Origin of the sequence: Streptomyces endophyticus (assembly GCF_035798155.1) — a bacterium.
GTDB lineage: Bacteria > Actinomycetota > Actinomycetes > Streptomycetales > Streptomycetaceae > Streptomyces > Streptomyces endophyticus.
Window position 1 is genome coordinate 65,139 of sequence record NZ_JAOZYC010000093.1, and the last position, 15,962, is coordinate 81,100.

A 15,962-nucleotide genomic window follows, 5' to 3' on the forward strand; every position below is an offset into this window, starting at 1 on the left:
ATCTGGGATACCAGACAGATGGTTTACGGGATCTCTGGTCTACGCTCGCCCCATGAGCATCGTCCCGGCCGCCGCCCAGGTCCTGGCCGTCCTGCGCTACCTCGCCCGCCAGGCGGCCCCCGTCCCCGCGGCCGCCATCAGCCGCGACGTGGGACTGCCACGCTCGACGACGTACCACCTGCTCGACACCCTGGCGGCGGACGGCTTCGTGGTCCATCTGCCGGAGGAGCGGCGCTACGGGCTCGGGGTCAGCGCCTTCGAACTCGCCTCCGGCTACGAGCGCCAGGCACCGTTCCAGCGTCTGGCCCGGGCCCCGCTCGCCGCGCTCGTCGACCGCACAGGGCACAACGCGAACCTGGCCGTGCTGCACGGCCGCGAGGTCATCTACGTCATCGAGGAACGCGCCCCGGGCCGCCCGCCGTTGATCAGCGAGGTCGGCGTCCGGCTGCCCGCCCACCTGACGGCGAGCGGACGCACGATCCTGGCCCTCCTCCCGCCCGCGCAGGTGCGCGCCCTCTTCCCCGACCGTTCTGCCTTCGTGCAGCGCCACGGGGCGGGCCCGGCGACGCTCACCGCGCTGCGCACGCTGCTCACCCAGGCGCGCCGCCGCGGCTACGCGACGGAGGAGGGCGAGGTCACCCCGGGCCTGTCCTCGGTGGCCGCACCCGTCCTCGACCACCACGCCCACCCGATCGCCGGGATCGCGGTGACCTTCCCCGACGACACGGTCGACGAGGCGGAGCAGCGGCGGATAGCGGGCCATGTGGCGCAGACGGCGCGGGAATTGACGCGGCGGGTGGGCGGGGCGACGCGGCAAGGCGGACAACGATGACTTTTCGACACTGCCGCGGTCAATAAGGACAACACCTCGACCCCCATGGAGAACGCCATGCCCCTCGACCTCTTCGCCGGCATCCCTGTCACCGACTACGCCGCGGCGCTCCCCTGGTACGCACGGTTCTTCGGCGGGGAACCGTCGTTCCTGCCGAACGACATCGAGGCGGTGTGGGAGGTGGCCGAACACCGCTACATCTACATCGTGGAGGATCCCGAACGAGCCGGGAACGCCCTGGTGTTGTCGTTCGTCGACGACCTCGACACCCGGGTCGACGCGATCGCTCGGCGCGGCATCGAGGCCACGAAGCGCGAGACCTACGACGGCGGCGTGACCAAGGTGAGCTACCGGGACGCGGACGGCAACGAGATCAGCTACGGCGGCGGAGCGGGCTGACGCTCCCGGAGTTCACGGGCCGCCCTCACCTCTGGTGAACCGCCAGGCCCTCGCGGCCCGGCGCGAGATCGGGGCGCAGGACGAGTTCCTCGTCGTACTCACCGCCCGCCTCGGACCGGTACGCCAGCGGCTCCTCGTCGGGCAGCGTGCGCAGCCGCTCCCGCAGCGCGGCGGACGTACGGGCGTAGTCCGCAGCGTCGTGCCGGTCCGCGCCGTACGTCACGAAGGGTTCGAGCGGCGCCATCCCCGTGTACCAGAACGTGCCGTGCAACAGCGGGAACAGCACCTCGTCCATCCGCCCGTGGATCCCGCGCGGCCCGAAGCCGGACGGACGTGGAGATCGACCGGCAGTACACCGACACGCACGGCGCTTTCATCGTCGGGCTCGCCTTCGCCCACATGCTCGGCTTCAACCTGTTCCCCCGGCTGAAGAACGTCGGCTCGGCGCGCCTGTACCGGCCGACGGCCGGGGAGGACGAGAAGTGGCCGAACCTGGCGCCGGTGCTGTCGACCAAGACGATCGACTGTGACCTGATCCGCCAGCAGTACGACCAGATCGTGAAGTACACCACCGCACTGCACCTGGGCACCGCTGAGGCCGAGCAGGTCCTGCGCCGCTTCACCCGCGGCGGGCCGAAGCACCCCACGTACCGGCGATCGAGGAACTGGGGCGGGCGGTGCGTACGGCGTTCACCTGCGTCTACCTCGCGGACGCCGACCTGCGCCGGGAGATCAACGACGGGCTCCAGGTCGTGGAGAACTGGAACAGCGCCAACCACGACCTGTTCTACGGCAAGGGCGACGACCTGCCCGGCTCCGACAAGGAGTCCCAGGAGGTGTCCATGCTCGCGCTGCACCTGCTCCAGTCCGCGCTGGTGCACGTCAACACCCTGCTCCTTCAGGGCATCCTGAGCGAGGAGAAGTGGCAGAAGCGGCTCACCGACGCCGGCCGGCGGGCCCTGTCCCCGTTGTTCTGGACGCACGTGAACCCCTACGGCCGGTTCGAGCTGGACATGAACTCCCGCCTCGCCCTCGCCGTCGCGGCGGCCACGCTGCCCGGCCCCCGCACTCCGCCCGAGGCGGAAACCGCATGGTCGGCGGCGGCCGGGTCGGCATCCTGAAGACCACAGGCCGGCGTCGCCGGCGGGCGGCTGGATCGTTGACCCGTACTACGGGGTGGTGAGTGTGTCTAGCCGGGCGGCGAGGTCGGGGTAGGCGGCGCCCAGGTGGGGGCGGGTGGCGGTCAGGGGGGCGATGAGGTCGGCGGGGTCGTCGTGTGCGAGGGCCGCGTGCAGCTCGCTGACCGGGTGGCGGGCGGCGGGGGAAAGGTCGGTGAGTGCTGTGATCTGGCCGGCGAGGCGGCGCAGGTCGGCCGCGTTGCGGCGGGCCCAGGCGGCGGTGGTGCGATCGGCGGCGCGGGCCTGGCGGGTGGCCGTCACGCGCTGCTCGCCAGTGGTCCCGGCCGGGCCGGGGCGACCGCGCAGGTAGCGGCGCTCGGCGGCCTGGCGACTGGCGACGCCCAGGGGGGAGGCGAGGTCGGCCCAGCTGGCGCCCGCGTCGCGGGCGGTTTCGATCAGGCCGGTCTCCCATCCGGCGAGTTGCTCGCGTACCTGCCGCAGCAGCGACAAGGAGGCCAGGGCCTGTTCCGGACCGGGGGCGGGGGCAGTTGGAGTCTCGTGCTGGGCTTCACGCAGGGCGTCGTCTATGGCGTCAAGGGCCGCGGCGGCGGCAAGGAACGACACCGGGCTGTGGGCGTCGGCGCTGGGCGAGAACGGCTGGTCTGCCACGGTCACGGACACCTCCCTCAGGTTGTCATCGAGTAGACGACATCTTGTTTGTCATCCATTGGATGACATGCTACAACAGTGTCAGCGAAGCGCATTGGCAGCAACTGCCTGAACCTTCTGGAGGTGTTTTCACGATGTTGATGCGCACTGACCCCTTCCGTGAACTGGACCGGCTGGCACAGCAGCTGATGGGCCCGGGCACCTGGTCGAAGCCGTCGGCGATGCCGATGGACGCCTACCGCGAGGGCGACGAATACGTGGTGGCCTTCGACCTCCCAGGCGTCACCGCGGACGCGATCGACATCGACGTCGAGCGGAACATGCTCACCGTCAAGGCCGAGCGCAGGCCGGTGGCGAAGGCCAACGACGTGCAGATGGAGCTGTCCGAGCGGCCGCTGGGCGTCTTCTCTCGCCAGATCGTGCTGGCCGACACCCTCGACACCGAGCACATCAAGGCCGACTACGACGCGGGCGTGCTCACCCTGCGCATCCCGATCGCCGAGCGCGCCAAGCCCCGCAAGATCTCCGTCGGCGTCGGGACCGGCCACAAGGAGATCTCCGGCTGACACCGGCCGGCAAGGTGCGGAGGACGGGCACCTGATCTCCCCCTCACCCGCCCTCCGCACCCCTGCGGGCATCCGAAGAGACAAGAAGGGGTGGCGGCCGAGATGACTCTGCGACGCGAAGCGTTCCTCGACCACGTCAAGGAACGCGGCGGGTACGGCACGGTGGAGGAAGCCGAGCGCGCGGCCCGTGTGGTGCTCGCCCTGCTCGGCGCGCACCTGGTCGGAGAGGTCCGCGCCCAGCTGGCAGCCCGCCTGCCGGAGGGCTTCGCCCTGATCCTGCTCAACCCGCTGCAGAGCGCCGAACCGCTGTCGACGGAGCGGTTCGTGCGGGCGACCGCGGCCTGGATCGAGGGCGCCACCGAGCAGACCGCGACCTGGGACGTCAGCGCCGTGCTGTCCACGGTCGCCGACACCGCCGGTGACGACCTGCTGGGCCAGATCCTGATCCAACTCCCCGTCGACTACGACCTGCTCTTCGGCCGCCCCCAACCCACCTGACCATCGGTGCCGCGTACGGCACCACCGCTCCACGAAAGGCATCCACCGCAGTGATCACCGACGTGCGCGTACCGCTTGAGCACCAACAGCCGTACACGGCGGCGTACGGGCAGATGCTGGATAAGGTCCGCTACGAAGGCGCCTACCCCACCCGCGAGCGAGCCGACGAAGCCGTCCGCCTGGTCCTTTCGGGGCTGGGACGCCAGCTGATCGGCGACGAACGCGTCGACCTGGCGCGCTGCCTGCCCCGGGAGGCCGCTCGCGTGCTGACCGCGCAAATCCCCGACACTCAGCCGCTGACCGGATGGGCCTTCGTCAAGGACCTCGCCGCCCGCTCCGGCGCCTCCCTGGCCACCACCCGCTGGGACACCGGCTCCGTCTTCGCGGCCGTCGCCGCCCACGCCGACCCCGAACTGATCACCCGCATCCTCCACCAGCTCCCCACCGGCTGGGCCCTGCTGTTCGGCCAAGCCGAACTCACCCCGGCCACGTAAACGGGCACCCGGCCCCCAGGACCGCAACAGGGCCCGCCCCCGATCTCTCCGGTCGGCTCGCTTGGTGAAGTCCCCGATCCGCGCGATGGGGGACTTCCGTCCCTGCTGTCACCATCCCGGCCCCGTCGGCCGCTCCTCGTCGCGATCCCCCCGGACGAGCAGGGCGCGCTGATGCGCGAGCTCGGGGATCGCTCACTGTCGCCCGGCCGACGTGTAGCTGTGCGTGATGACCGCCGCGCGCGGTGATTCTCAGAAACGGTCCTTTGCCCGAGCGAGATCGACAACAGGCTGCCGAACCCCCGCCGATCCCCGATCGGTTCTCAGAACCCGTTCTCACTCAAAACCGGCTCGGGCCCCCCTCTGAGACTTGCATTGTGCGAAAACCCGGGCCCATGACGGCCCCTCAGCACTCTTCCCCAACCGACCGGTCGGACGTGGACGACGTCGAACAGCACGCCTGTCCGAAGTGCGGCGCACAGCCCGACTCGCCCTGCCGCTCGCGCGGCAAGATCTTCAGCGAGAAGATCAGCACCCACGTCCGGGTCCGCCCCCGCTTCGAAGGGGCGTTGAGGACGGCGCGGGAGGTCAAGGCGTACGCCCCGCACTGTCGTGTCCTCTTCACCGTGTACGAGATGAAGCGGCTCGGCCGCGACGCCGCCGAACTCACCGTGCTCGCCGACCACCTCACCGCCCACGGCCTGGTCCTGGAGATGCTCGCCGGACCCCTGCCCGGCGTCTACGACCCCACGAGCCCCGGGGAAGCTGCTGTTCGCGTTCTTCGCCGCGATGGCGGAGACGGAGCGGGAGAACATCCGGGAGTCGACGCTGGAGGGGCTCGACACCGCGGCCCGCAAGGGCAAGCACGGCGGCCGGCCACCTGTCATCACCGACGATATGCTGCACACCGTGCTCCGCAGGCGGGCACTGGGTCAGTCCGTCGAGCAGATCCAGCCCGACTTGTTCATCCCCACCGGCAAGCGCAAGGGGCAGAGCCCCTCCGTCGCCGTACGGCGTCAGTGGCCAGACGGCCATGGGGTGAAAGAATCTGGCCAATGCGGGCGCGGGGGCGGGCGCCGGGGGTCAGAGGTCCTGGACGGCGCGGAGGGCCGCACTGACGCGGTTCATCGCGTCGGGGCCGATGTCGCCACGCAGCGTGGCGTCCTTGAAACGGCCGGCGACGTGGAGCTGCTGAATGTTCATGGCGACGGCGGTGCGGTGGACCGGCTCGGTGATCTCAACGGACATCGCGGTGTCCGGGTAGCGCCCGGCCGGGTGCAGCACGATCGCGAGGACGGCACCGAACGCCTCGTCGAGCCCGGTCAGGGAGACGATCAGCACGTCACGGCCGTCCGTGAGCGTCCAGACCTCCCCACGCTTGATCTCCGTACTCACAGGGCGTCGCCCTCACCCGCGAGATCCTGACCGAGGCCGAGCCCGGCGAGCTGGCGGGCCGCGTCCAGCGTCGCGGCCCGGCGCGCGGCGCGCACCACATACGCGTTCACACTCAGGCCCGCCGCATCCGCGGCCTGCTTGATCGAGGGAGCGAGCTCGTCGGGGACGCGGAGCGTCATCGCGGTAGTCGACATGGCACCACATTAGCCACCGGAATGTGGTGGCGTCACCTGGTTGCGGTGATCCCGAGGCGGCGGCCCCGGCGCGACGTTCGGGATCAACCGGTCTACTCCATGAGGGCCACGGCGAGCCCCACGACGATCAGCCCGCTCGCCAAGCCGACGAGAACAAGGCGCAGAGCCCCCGCCCGGCCCCACGACGGTTCGGAGTCTTCGCACTCACAGGCGGTCCGCCCGTGCCCGAGCACGGGTGAATCGAGCCAGTACGGATCGGTCAGCTCGGCCAGTTCCTCGGCGCGCACGATGTTGCTCATACCGGGGAAACGACACTTCGCCACGCAAGGGTGCACACCTGCCCGAACCGTTATCCCGCCCTCACCGAATGGGCACAGTCCGGCGGCAGCCGGTTTCCTCTGCTCGACCGCTCACCACCCGGCGATTGAAAGCGTTCAATTCACATCGCGCCGACCTTCCCCACACCGCCAAGTACACACGCACGCACCCAACTTCCCTCCGCGCACCGGAAACTCCTGCCCACCTCATTGACGCCCCGCAGCCCCACCCATACCGTCCGCTTAAATCGATTCACCTACGCTGCGAGGTCATCGTGATCAGTAGAAGGAGCGTCCTGACAGGGACCGCCGCCGTCCTGGGGGCCGTGGCGACCGGGCCCCTCGGGTCCCTGCCCGCAGCCCGTGCCGCTACCGCTGCGGCCGCCGGGCCCGGCTCCGGCTCCGCGTACGCCTTCGCCGACCGGATGCGGCAGGCGTACGGCGGCGTCGGGATCGAGTTCCGGCCCGAGGTGCGGTGGTGGCTGGCCGAAGGGCTGAACACGGATGCCACGCTGCGGGGGAACGTCAAGCAGATCGCCGATCTCGGCTTCGGCGCCGCGGAGTTCCTCGCCATGCCGGAGGAGGGCGCGGACGACAAGACCTACGGCTGGGGCTCGGACGAGTGGACGCACGACTCCCGGCTCGTGATCGAGGAGGCCACGGCGCGCGGGCTCGGCTTCAGCCTGACCAGCGGGACGCACTGGGCGACGGCCAACCTCCCCGACACGTTCACGTGGGGCGGTGCCACCTTCGACTACGACAACAAGGCGGCCTCGAAGGAACTCGACTACGCCACCGTGCTGTTGGACTCCGGTGAGGCGTTCGACGGCGCGCTGCCGCGTGCCGTGAAGCCGAAGCAGTCGGCGGACTCGAAGGAGAACGTATTCGAGGGAGTCGTCGCGGCGAGGGTCACCAAGCCCCGCGCCGACAGCGGCCAGGCGCCCGGGTACGGCCAGGGCACCGGCACCGGGGAGCTCGACTTCGGCTCGCTCACCGACCTCTCCGACAAGGTCGTGCGGGACGGCGACACGTACTCGCTGAACTGGACGGCCCCGGACGACGGCCGGTACGCCCTCTTCGTCTACTGGATGCACGGCACCGGCGAGATCTTCGAGCCCTCGACCAGCAAGAACTACACGATCAACTACGTCGACCGGTACGGCATCGACGCGCTCAAGGACTACTGGGAAGCGAATGCCCTCACGCCCGAACTGAAGGACACCATGCGGCGGAACGGCCGCGGCGAGATCTACATGGACTCCCTGGAGCTCGCCAGCTACGGCGCGGCAGGTGTGCTGTGGGGCCATCACTTCAAGGACGAGTTCCGTACGCGGCGCGGCTACGACGTGACGCCGTACCTCCCGGTCATTTCCTGGGACAAGACGCGCCACGACTCCAGCACACCACCGGAGTTCGACTATGCCGTCGCGCGGGACGCGGACACCGCCCGCGTACAGAAGATCCGCAACGATGCCAACCAGACGTTCTCCGAGCTCTACGAGGAGAACGTCCTGAAGCCGCTGCAGGCGTGGCTCCACGGACTCGGCATGAAGCTCCGTGCCGAGCCGTCGTACGGGATGGTGTACGAGATCTCCACGCCCGCGAAGTACCTCGACGGCGTGGAGACGGAGACGTTCGCGCAGAACGGTGACCTCGACGTCTACCGCGGCATGCTCGGGTCGGCGCACATGTACGGCCGCCCCTTCTCCAGCGAGACCGGCGCCGTCGGCGGCCACAACTACTACTACGACATGGACTACTGGACGCGGATCGCCTATCTGCAGTTCGCGGGAGGCGTCAACCGCACGGTGTTCCACGGCTATTCGGCCATCGAGGGCTCCGAGGCGGACACCCACTGGCCCGGACACGAAGGCATGTACTCGTTCTTCTCCGAGCGGTTCGGCGGCCGTCAGCCGGCGTCGATGATGTACCCGGAGTGGACCGAGATGCTCGGCCGCATCCAGAAGGTGCTGCGGCAGGGCAAGCCGCGCCGGGACATCGCGATCCTCAGAACGGACAACGCGTTCATCTCCTACGGCCAGCCGCGCGCCAACACGCCTGCCGAGAACAGCTATTTCATGAACGACAAGCCGTACTTCTGGCGCGATCTCGCGTTGCAGCACGCCGGTTACACCTACGACTACTTCTCTCCGCAGCTCCTGGAGGACGAGGGGAACGTCCGGTGGACTCGGGACGAGCTGCAGCCGGACGGGCCGGGCTACCAGGCCGTCATCCTGTACCAGGACTCGCTTGAACTCTCCGCCGCCAAACGGCTGTTGGCGATCGCCAAGGGCGGGCTTCCGGTGCTGTTCGTCAACAACACCTCCGAGATCAGGTCCCACGAGGGGCCCGAGGTCGCGTACGAGAAGGCCGCCTCGACGACGCGGTTCGTGCAGGACGACGAGGAGGAGCTGGGCCGGGTCGTCGCCCGCATCAAGGCGTTGCGCAATGTCGCCGAGGTCGAGCAAGCCGCTGACGCCCTCGCGGCGCTGAAGAAGCTCGGCGTCGCACCGCGGGTCGCCTACGCCGCGCCGAACGACACGATCATGACGATCTCCCGGCTCGACGAGAAGGCGAACGTCCTCTACACCTTCGCCTACAACTTCAAGTTCGAGAAGAACAAGGGCAAGGACGCCACCGCCTTCACCCTCTCCATGGCGGCGCGGGGCAAGCCGCACACCATCGACGCCTGGACGGGGGCCATCGAGCCGGTGGGCGCCTATGACGTCAGCGGTGGGCGCACGGACGTCGAGCTGTCGCTGAAGCCCGGCGAGGCCGCCGTCATCACGCTCGACCTCAAGGACCGCGCCCCGCGCACGCACGCGGTCACCACCACGGCGGACCGGGTCATCGAGGACGGGGCGCGGATGTCCATCCTGGCCACCCGCGGCGGCACGTACACCACCACGCTGAGCGATGGGCGCAAGGCACGTAGCCGCGTGCGGGTGCCCGAGCCGATACCGCTCGAACGCTGGGACATCACCGTCCAGGACTGGAACGAGGGCGACCGCAAGGTCAACACCGAGACCAAGTTCGGCCACGAGACGAAGGAGGTGTACTACACCACCAAGAAGACGGAGCTGTCCTTCCCCGACAGCCGGCTCGTGCCGTGGAAGGACCTCCCGGCGACGGACGCGCAGCTGTCGCGGCTCGCGGGCGACGACCCGTCGATGGCACACGTCTCCGGCATCGGCACGTACGAGACGACGTTCCGGCTCCCGCGCGGCTGGACCAAGGCCAACGGCGCGTACCTGCGCATCGGTTCGACCAACGGCGACCAGGCCCGCGTCCTCGTCAACGGCCGACAGGCGCCCGGGCTCGACCTTCGCACCCTTCAGGTCGACATCTCGGACCTGCTGCGCGAGGACGGCGAGAACACGGTCGAGGTCATCGTCGCGACGACCCTCACCAACCGCCTGCTCCAGCGCGGCTACGAGACACAGGGCGGGCCGCAGGACTACGGCCTGACCGGCGATGTGTCGGTCGTGCCGTACACCGTGGCGGACGTGTCCGCCGGCTGACCGGCGACTGACCGGCGGCGGCCACTGGCGGGACCAGTGGTCGCCGCCGCGCGACATCGCGTAACGATCGCGGCACTTCGGCTGTGCGTGGTCCCGCGGCACTGCACGGTGTGGTGCATGCCGGATGCCACTGATGACCGCCAAAGAGGCGCGTACACGACACACACCACGCAGCACGGTCGCATCACGGCGGAGCGCATGGACGGGGTCGCGGCGGTACAGGCCGAGGGCGCGTTCAAGCTGGTCTACGCCGAGGCGTTCGCCGGTCCCCCGTTCCACGAGTCCGCGCACGACGTCGACGCCGCCTTCCGCCGCTTCCCGGCCCGGGCGGGCTACCGCGGCTTCCGCGCCGTCCTGGCCCGTACCGAGGACGGCGAGCCGATCGGCATGGCGTACGGCCACCCGCTCCCGCCCGACGCGGTGTGGTGGGACGAGCTCACCGAGCCCGTGTCCGACGACATGCGGCGCGAGGACGGGCAGCGCACCTTCGGGCTCATGGAACTCGCGGTGCGCGGCGCATGGCGCGGACAGGGGGTCGCACGGAGTCTGCACACGCTGCTGCTCGACGGCATCGCCGCCGAGCGGGTGCTGTTGAACGTCCACCCGGCGAGCGGGGCGGCGCGGGCCGCCTACCGCTCGTGGGGATACCGCAAGATCGGACAGGGCCGACCGGGAGGCCAGGCGGCCGTGGACCTCCATGACGTGATGCTGCTCGACCTGCGCTGAGCCGGGCACGGCCGCGCACCTCTCACCGTTCTTCCAGCGCCTTCCGGAACGGCAGCGGGCTGTGCAGTGCCTGTTCGATGCTTTCCAGTGAACGCCCCTTGGTCTCCGGCACCTTCACGGCGACGAAGGCGATGCAGGCCACGTTCATCAGCGCGTAGAAGAGGAACGTGCCGGAGCGGCCGATGGTGTTGATCGCGGTCAGGGCGGTCATGGCGATGAGCAGGTCGAAGCCCCACAGGCAGACCGTTGCCAGGCTGGTGGCTTGGCCGCGGACGCTCAGCGGCAGGATCTCCGGGCCGATGAGCCAGACGACGGCCTGCATGCCGACACCGTTGAACAGGATGTAGGCGAACAGCGCGATGATCACGGTCCAGCGCTGGGTGGCGGAGTCCCCGAGGACGCCGAAGGCGAGCGCGAGGACGGTCATCGCCAGCGCGGAACCCGGCAGGAACCACAGGATCGTGCGGCGGCGGCCGGTCTTGTCGACGGCGATGGCGCCCACCACTCCGGCCACGACGAGCATCGTGCCGATGCCGATGCCCGTGAGGAGGGCCACCGAGTCACCGAATCCGGCGTCGGCCAGGATCGTGGGCGCGTAGTAGACGATCGCGTTGATGCCGGTCAGCTGCGAGAACGCGGCGATGCCCACGGCGATCAGCAGGGCGGGCCGCAGCCAGCGCTGCCCCAGACTCCGCCAACTGCCGCCGTGCGCGGGGGCGCTGGCCGTGACGGCCGTGATCTCCGCCGCCTCGGCCGCGACATCCGTGCCCGCGGGACGCAGCCGCCCGAGCGTGCGCAACGCCGCTTCGGTCCGGCCGTTCTCGATCAGCCAGCGGGGGCTTTCGGGCAGGAAGGCCATCCCGATCGCCAGCGCCGCGGCCGGGACGACGGCGAGAGCGAACATCACCCGCCAGCCTCCGCTGTCGTTCAGCGCCCATCCGCATACGTAGGCGATGAGCTGGCCGATGGCGACCATGAGCTGGAAGACGACCATCAGGCGGCCGCGGATCGCAGGCGGGGACAGTTCGGCGATGTAGACCGGCACCATGTTGGACGCGCCGCCCACCGCGAGGCCCAGCACGAAGCGGGCGGCGATCAGTGTCGCCACCCCGGGTGCCAGCGCGGCCGCGACCGCCCCCAGGGCGAAGATCACCGCGACGGCGGCGACCACTCTGCGGCGTCCGTGCCGGACGGCGGCGCGGCCCGAGACGACGGCGCCGACCATCGCCCCGAGGAGGATGACGCTGACCACGATCTCCTGTTCGCGCGAGCTCAGGTCGAGGTCGTCACGGAGGTGGAGCAGGGCGCCGGAGATGATGCCGGTGTCGTACCCGAAGAGCAGACCGCCCAGGGCCGAGACGGCGGCGACGGCGTAGACAAGGCCGGGGGTGCGCCCCTTGCCGCTGTCCTTCTCCGGTGGCCGCGCGGCCACCGCGGTCGGCTCAGGCATCGCCCATGACCAGACCTTCGATGGTGTGCTTCTGCGTGACCGGCGTCAGTTCGTCGACGACCTGGCAGTCGAGGTGGCGGCGCACGCGCTCGGGCAGCGCCTCCCAGTAGGCCCGGGTGACGGCGGTGTCGTGCCGGTCGCCGTTGGTGGCTTCGGGGCCGTCGATGCCGAGGATCAGCACCGGCCGGGAGGTGGCCGACTCGTTCTTGGTGCCCCGGTGGATGGTGAGTGCGGTGCGGGCCGAGATGTCGCCGCGCTGCGGGTACTTGCGTACGGCGCGCCCCTCGTAGCGGGCGTAGTGCTCGCGGGGCGGGAACATGCCGTGCTCGAAGTCGGGTTCGTCGTCCCACTGGGTGCCGGGGGCGATCTCGAAGGGGCCCATGTCCTCCTTCGTGTCGACGCCGGTGACGTTGAACGCGAGGGAGGTCAGGCGCCGTTCGGTGCGGGTCTCGTCCGGGATGGGGAAGTCGCGGTGCCAGGGCTGGTTGACGGCGCCCTCCAGCGGTACGTCGAAGCCGAGTTCGACGATGCGGTAGTCGGGGCCGAGTGCGGCGGTGGCCACCGAGCGCACCCAGGGGTGGTCGACCAGGTCGACGAAGCCGCGCAGCTGTTCGGGGTGGATCTCGACGTAGTAGCGGTTCGGTCCGCGGCCCACGGCGCCGCCGGGTCGGTCGCGCGCCTCTTCGTAGGCCGTCTCGATGTCCTCGCGCAGCCGGTCCGCCCACTCGACGGTGAAGGCGCCCTTCCGCGCGGTGATGCCGTCGGTGTACAGGTTCTCGACATCCCCGGACACGTCGATGTCGAGCTCGGCGGGAACGACGCCGGGGAATGCGCCTCCGGGAGATACGACGCCGGTCGAAGCGTGCACAGCCATCCTTGCCTCCTTGCAAGCAGAACTTCCGCACACAGGTTTGCATCGCTGCATGCAACGTTGCAATACCCTTCTGGCAAGGAATTTCGAGACAACGGGTCGGTGCCGATCAGCGCGGGCTTGGCGCCACGACCACGGCAGCCACGCACCTCGGGTGCCACGCGGGCCGCGTGAAAGGATGAGCCGGTGAGCAGCCGTCTGAAGGATGTGGCCGCACGGGCCGGGGTCTCCGTGCGCACGGTGTCGAACGTCGTCAGCGGATCCGCGACGGTGGCCGCCGAGACCCGACAGCGCGTGCAGGAAGTCATCGAGGAGTTGGGCTACCGGCCCAACCTGGCCGCACGCAGCCTGCGCGCGGGCCGCACCGGGATCATCGGCCTGGCCATCCCCGAACTGCACTCCCCTTACTTCAGTGAACTCGCGGGCCTGCTCGTCGAGGAGGCGCAGCGCCGCTCCTGGACTGTAGTGATCGACCAGACCCGCGGCGACGCCGACGCCGAGCGCCGACTGCTCACGCGCGGCGGCGGCCGCGTGGTCGACGGACTCATCATCAGCCCCTGGGCACTGGACCCGGCCGAGCTGACCGAACTCGCCGCCACCACCGCCCCGGCGGTCCCGCTCGTCCTGCTCGGCGAGCGCAGCCCGCGCGGCACCCTGGACCGCGTCGCCGTGGACAACGTCGCCGCCGCCGACGACGCCACCACCCACCTTCTCCGCATCGGCCGCCGGCGCATCGCCGCGATCGGCCTGCAGCCGCACCTGCAGAACGGCACGGCGCAGCAACGCGCGCAGGGCTACCACCGGGCACTGGAGCGGGCCGGCCACCCTCGCCCCGCCGAGGCCCTGCAACGGCCGGTCGCCGCGCTCCACCGGGCGGACGGCGCCCGCGCCATGACCGAACTGCTCGACGGACCCGAGCGTCCGGACGCGGTGTTCGCCTTCAGCGACGAACTCGCCCTGGGCGCGCTGCACATGGCCCATCAGCGAGGGCTGCGGGTGCCGGAGGACATCGCGGTCGTCGGCTTCGACGACATCGAGGACGGGCGCTACAGCCATCCCCCGCTGACCACGATCGCGCCGGACAAGCATCAGATCGCGCTGCGCTCCCTGCAGTGCCTGGCCGACCGCATATACAGCCCCGACAACGCCGTGCCCGCACAGGATCTGACGGTTCCTCACCGGCTGGTCGTGCGGGGGACGGCGTGAGGCGAAAGCGGCCCGAGCCCCGACCCCGGGACCGCCGGTCGGTGTGTCAGACCACCGGGACGACCGGGTCGTCGAGGAGGCTCCGGTCGCCGTCGGTGCCGTGGGCGAGCGCCGCGGCCACGTCCTCGTGCGGGGCGCCGAACCGGATCGCGCTGACCTCGTCCAGCTTCTGGTAGTGGTGCGGGGCGAGTTCGACGTTCAGGGCGTCGAGGTAGCCCGCCAGGTGGGCCGGTGTGCGGGGTCCCACGATGGGGAGCAGCGAGGTCCGGGCCCGCGCCGCGCGCTGACGCAGCCAGGCCAGTGCGACCTGGACCGGGCCCGTCCCCAGCTCTTCGGCCACGGCGAGGACGGCGTCGAGCACGACGGTGCGCTGCTCACTGCCCTCGCCGGGGGTACCGCCGGCCGCGGCCCGCGCACTGAGTCGGCCCTCTTCGCCGTGACGGTACTTCCCGGTCAACAGGCCGCCGGCCAGCGGTGAGTAGAGGACAACGCCCAGTCCGTGCGCCTCGGCCATCGGCAAGAGCTCTCGTTCCGCGGAGCGTTCGGCCAGGCTGTACTCGCTCTGGATGCCGACCAACGGCATGCGCCCGCTCAGCTCCGACCTGACGGCGGCGCCCGCCACCCGCCAGGCCGGGAAGTTCGACAGTCCGCCGTAGCGGATCTTGCCCGCCCGGATCAGATCCTCGAAGGCGGCCATGATCTCCGGCAGCGGGGTCACCCCGTCGGGAATGTGCGGCATGAAGACATCGACGTAGTCGGTCCCCAGCCGCCGCAGGCTCTCCTCCAGGGACCGGATCATCGTCTTGCGGCTGTTGCCCGTGGTGCCGGGGCGGACCTGGGCGCTTCGGGTCCCGCTGTATTTGGTGATCACGACGTAGTCGTCGCGCTCGCGGCCCAGCAACTCGCCGAGAACGGTCTCGGCCTCGCCGTTCTGGTAGATGTTCGAGACGTCGAAGGTGGTGCCGCCGGCCGCCACGAACGACTCGAAGATCGCTCTGGCCCCCTCCACCCCGGCCGCGGCCGGAGCCGAGCCGAAGTTGGCCGTGCCCAGCACGTATTCCGACACCCGTAGGCCACTGTGTCGTCCGAAAGTCTGGTAACGCATGGGATCCTCCTCGGATTCTGCGGTACGGTCGACGACACTAACACGTAAAACGAATGGTCATTCTCTTATGCCGAAGGTCAGTCAGGCCCACCTCGACGCCCGCCGTCAGCAGATCATCGACGCCGCCCGCGCCCGCTTCGCCACCGACGGCTTCGCACGGACGTCCATGCCCGACATCGTCAGGGCCTCCGGGCTCTCCACCGGGGCGATCTACCGGTACTTCAAGGGCAAGGACGAGATCGTCGCCGCGATCTGCGAACAGTCGAGCCAGGCGTTCCCCGCGGAGCTGACCGCCGAGGCCGTCCAGGACTTCCTTGAGCACATCCGCACCCTTGCGCGCGAGGAGGGCCACGCCCGACTGGTCGCCCAGATCTACGCCGAGGCCGCCGTCTCGCCGAGCCTCGCCGCGCTCGTCGACCGCCAGCTCGGCGAACTGCGCGCGGCGGTCGTCGCGCTGCTGCCGGACGGCGACCCCGCGCGCGCGGGCCGGATCGCCGAGGCCTTCGTGGCCCTCTGCCAGGGCTACAGTCAGCAACTCGCCGTACGGGGCGACGTCGACCCCGCCCCGTTCACGGAGGCTCTGGTCGCGATCACCGAGCCGTAG

At 70.2% G+C, this 15,962-nt stretch carries 17 protein-coding genes and 1 pseudogene; 10 read left to right on the top strand and 8 right to left on the bottom strand.

The features are described from left to right. Window positions 1-52 precede the first annotated feature (52 nt). Together OKJ99_RS11870 and OKJ99_RS11875 are read left to right on the top strand one after the other, a co-directional pair. Window positions 53-832, top strand: coding sequence for an IclR family transcriptional regulator (locus OKJ99_RS11870; protein ID WP_326015956.1), 780 nt, complete (start codon window positions 53-55; stop codon window positions 830-832). A 57-nt stretch (window positions 833-889) separates the two neighbouring features. Then, complete coding sequence (locus OKJ99_RS11875; protein ID WP_326015957.1) at window positions 890-1,231, top strand: VOC family protein; 342 nt, start codon at window positions 890-892, stop codon at window positions 1,229-1,231. A gap of 25 nt (window positions 1,232-1,256) precedes the next feature. Here the strand turns inward: OKJ99_RS11875 and OKJ99_RS11880 are convergent, their stop codons facing one another. Continuing rightward, window positions 1,257-1,526, bottom strand: a complete 270-nt coding sequence (locus tag OKJ99_RS11880) for an NADPH-dependent FMN reductase family protein (RefSeq protein WP_407700676.1) — start codon at window positions 1,524-1,526, stop codon at window positions 1,257-1,259. Window positions 1,527-1,564: 38 nt separating this feature from the next. Here OKJ99_RS11880 and OKJ99_RS11885 point away from each other — a divergent pair. Continuing rightward, window positions 1,565-2,352 (top strand): annotated as a pseudogene (locus OKJ99_RS11885) (Tn3 family transposase). A gap of 48 nt (window positions 2,353-2,400) precedes the next feature. Here OKJ99_RS11885 and OKJ99_RS11890 read toward each other — a convergent pair. Further along, entirely contained in the window at window positions 2,401-3,024 is a 624-nt protein-coding gene (locus OKJ99_RS11890; RefSeq protein ID WP_326015959.1) for a type III effector protein, read from the bottom strand. A gap of 128 nt (window positions 3,025-3,152) precedes the next feature. Between OKJ99_RS11890 and OKJ99_RS11895 the strand changes: the two genes are divergently transcribed. The 3 genes from OKJ99_RS11895 (at window position 3,153) to OKJ99_RS11905 (ending at window position 4,576) form a co-directional block, all read left to right on the top strand. Further along, window positions 3,153-3,584, top strand: a complete 432-nt coding sequence (locus tag OKJ99_RS11895; protein WP_326015960.1) for an Hsp20/alpha crystallin family protein — start codon at window positions 3,153-3,155, stop codon at window positions 3,582-3,584. Between the two features lie 102 nt (window positions 3,585-3,686). Next, the gene (locus tag OKJ99_RS11900) at window positions 3,687-4,082 is read left to right on the top strand and encodes a DUF2267 domain-containing protein (RefSeq protein WP_326015961.1); all 396 of its coding nucleotides are present in this window, start codon (window positions 3,687-3,689) and stop codon (window positions 4,080-4,082) included. 50 nt (window positions 4,083-4,132) lie between these two features. Continuing rightward, a complete protein-coding gene (locus OKJ99_RS11905; RefSeq protein ID WP_326015962.1) occupies window positions 4,133-4,576 on the top strand; it encodes a DUF2267 domain-containing protein in 444 nt (147 codons plus the stop codon). Window positions 4,577-5,656: 1,080 nt separating this feature from the next. Here the strand turns inward: OKJ99_RS11905 and OKJ99_RS11915 are convergent. From OKJ99_RS11915 to OKJ99_RS11925, 3 genes are all read right to left on the bottom strand, one after another. Beyond that, window positions 5,657-5,968 (bottom strand): hypothetical protein, encoded by a 312-nt coding sequence (locus tag OKJ99_RS11915; protein ID WP_326015964.1) that lies wholly within the window; start codon window positions 5,966-5,968, stop codon window positions 5,657-5,659. Continuing rightward, window positions 5,965-6,162, bottom strand: a complete 198-nt coding sequence (locus OKJ99_RS11920) for a YlcI/YnfO family protein (RefSeq protein WP_326015965.1) — start codon at window positions 6,160-6,162, stop codon at window positions 5,965-5,967. Before OKJ99_RS11920 ends, OKJ99_RS11915 begins: the two co-directional genes overlap by 4 nt. Window positions 6,163-6,254: 92 nt before the next feature. After that, window positions 6,255-6,461, bottom strand: a complete 207-nt coding sequence (locus tag OKJ99_RS11925) for a hypothetical protein (RefSeq protein ID WP_326015967.1) — start codon at window positions 6,459-6,461, stop codon at window positions 6,255-6,257. Between the two features lie 344 nt (window positions 6,462-6,805). On the opposite strand from OKJ99_RS11925, the gene OKJ99_RS11930 reads away from it, so the two are divergent. Then, on the top strand, window positions 6,806-10,000 hold the full coding sequence (locus tag OKJ99_RS11930) for a glycosyl hydrolase (RefSeq protein WP_326015968.1): 3,195 nt from the start codon (window positions 6,806-6,808) through the stop codon (window positions 9,998-10,000). A gap of 198 nt (window positions 10,001-10,198) precedes the next feature. After that, window positions 10,199-10,726 (top strand): GNAT family N-acetyltransferase, encoded by a 528-nt coding sequence (locus OKJ99_RS11935; protein ID WP_326016238.1) that lies wholly within the window; start codon window positions 10,199-10,201, stop codon window positions 10,724-10,726. A 22-nt stretch (window positions 10,727-10,748) separates the two neighbouring features. Here the strand turns inward: OKJ99_RS11935 and OKJ99_RS11940 are convergent, their stop codons facing one another. Then, the gene (locus tag OKJ99_RS11940; protein ID WP_326015969.1) at window positions 10,749-12,176 is read right to left on the bottom strand and encodes a sugar porter family MFS transporter; all 1,428 of its coding nucleotides are present in this window, start codon (window positions 12,174-12,176) and stop codon (window positions 10,749-10,751) included. Beyond that, window positions 12,169-13,050: a phytanoyl-CoA dioxygenase family protein gene (locus OKJ99_RS11945; RefSeq protein ID WP_326015970.1), complete on the bottom strand. Its 882-nt coding sequence runs from the start codon at window positions 13,048-13,050 to the stop codon at window positions 12,169-12,171. The genes OKJ99_RS11940 and OKJ99_RS11945 overlap by 8 nt, the downstream gene beginning before the upstream one ends. A 183-nt stretch (window positions 13,051-13,233) precedes the next feature. On the opposite strand from OKJ99_RS11945, the gene OKJ99_RS11950 reads away from it, so the two are divergent. Then, on the top strand, window positions 13,234-14,253 hold the full coding sequence (locus tag OKJ99_RS11950; protein WP_326015972.1) for a LacI family DNA-binding transcriptional regulator: 1,020 nt from the start codon (window positions 13,234-13,236) through the stop codon (window positions 14,251-14,253). A 46-nt stretch (window positions 14,254-14,299) separates the two neighbouring features. On the opposite strand, the gene OKJ99_RS11955 is transcribed toward OKJ99_RS11950, so the two are convergent. Then, on the bottom strand, window positions 14,300-15,358 hold the full coding sequence (locus OKJ99_RS11955) for an aldo/keto reductase (protein ID WP_326015973.1): 1,059 nt from the start codon (window positions 15,356-15,358) through the stop codon (window positions 14,300-14,302). 67 nt (window positions 15,359-15,425) lie between these two features. Between OKJ99_RS11955 and OKJ99_RS11960 the strand changes: the two genes are divergently transcribed. Beyond that, window positions 15,426-15,962: a TetR/AcrR family transcriptional regulator gene (locus OKJ99_RS11960; RefSeq protein ID WP_326015975.1), complete on the top strand. Its 537-nt coding sequence runs from the start codon at window positions 15,426-15,428 to the stop codon at window positions 15,960-15,962.